The organism is Mesorhizobium sp. M5C.F.Ca.IN.020.32.2.1, from assembly GCF_004023105.1.
Lineage (GTDB): Bacteria > Pseudomonadota > Alphaproteobacteria > Rhizobiales > Rhizobiaceae > Mesorhizobium > Mesorhizobium wenxiniae.
Genome location: NZ_RZSX01001416.1, coordinates 1 through 904, shown reverse-complemented (window position 1 = coordinate 904; position 904 = coordinate 1). Strand labels below are relative to the sequence as shown.

Genomic DNA, 904 nt, shown 5'->3' with positions numbered 1-904 from the left:
CCACATTGGTAAGGCCGATGGTCTTGATCGGCTGGTTGAGCAGGATCTGGTTGCGGTTGACCGAAAAGCCTTCCGCCGTCAAAAGCTCTGCGATGTCGCGGGTCGACACCGAGCCGTAGAGTTGGCCGGTTTCGCCGGCCGAACGTACGGCGATGAAGCTCTTGCCGTCGAGCTTTTCCGAAATCTGCATGGCCTCGGACTTGCGCTCGAGGTTGCGGGCTTCGAGCTGGGCTCGCTGGCCGTCGAATTTCTTCTTGTTGGCTTCGTTGGCGCGCAGCGCCTTGCCCTGCGGCAGCAGGAAGTTGCGGGCGAATCCATCCTTGACCTTGACGGTATCGCCCATCTGACCGAGGCGGGAAACGCGCTCGAGAAGAATGACGTCCATAGTTTTGTTCCTTCGTTTGGGCGCCAATCACTGGCATCGACGCCGAATTGTCTGGAACAGGTCAGGAAGCTGAGGGCGTTGCCGCCTATGTCGCTGTCCTGCCTGTCGCGGCAGTTAGAGGTCTCGCCTCAACCCGGGATTTTCAATGCATGTCGCCCAAAAGTGGCCCCGGTTTTGGGACAACGACATGCATCAATCAAGTTCAGCCCTGCGGCGCCCGTCACCGTTGGGAAGAGCGGGCGGCGAACCGCCCGCTGAAAGAGTGTTAGCGAACCACGTAGGGCAGCAGTCCGAGGAAGCGGGCGCGCTTGATCGCCTTGGCGAGTTCGCGCTGCTTCTTCTGGCTGACGGCGGTGATGCGCGACGGCACGATCTTGCCGCGCTCGGAAATGTAGCGCTGCAGAAGACGTACGTCCTTGTAGTCGATCTTGGGCGCGTTGGCTCCGGAGAACGGGCAGGTCTTGCGGCGGCGATGGAACGGGCGCCGGGTCGGGATCTGGTTGATGTCGACCATTATTC

The 904-nt window shown here is 60.8% G+C and carries 2 protein-coding genes; both read right to left on the bottom strand.

What is annotated here, in order from left to right; genetic code table 11:
* A partial coding sequence (rplI, locus tag EOA86_RS36440; protein WP_128345818.1) for a 50S ribosomal protein L9 occupies positions 1 to 385 on the bottom strand: 385 nt, incomplete at its 3' end.
* 265 nt (positions 386 to 650) lie between these two features.
* The gene (gene rpsR, locus EOA86_RS36435) at positions 651 to 899 is read right to left on the bottom strand and encodes a 30S ribosomal protein S18 (RefSeq protein ID WP_006203718.1); all 249 of its coding nucleotides are present in this window, start codon (positions 897 to 899) and stop codon (positions 651 to 653) included.
* Positions 900 to 904: the final 5 nt, after the last annotated feature.

What these genes read in the sequence shown, in the direction of transcription:
- rpsR (WP_006203718.1), bottom strand. Translation starts at nt 899, where the DNA reads ATGGTCGACATCAACCAGATCCCGACCCGGCGCCCGTTCCATCGCCGC.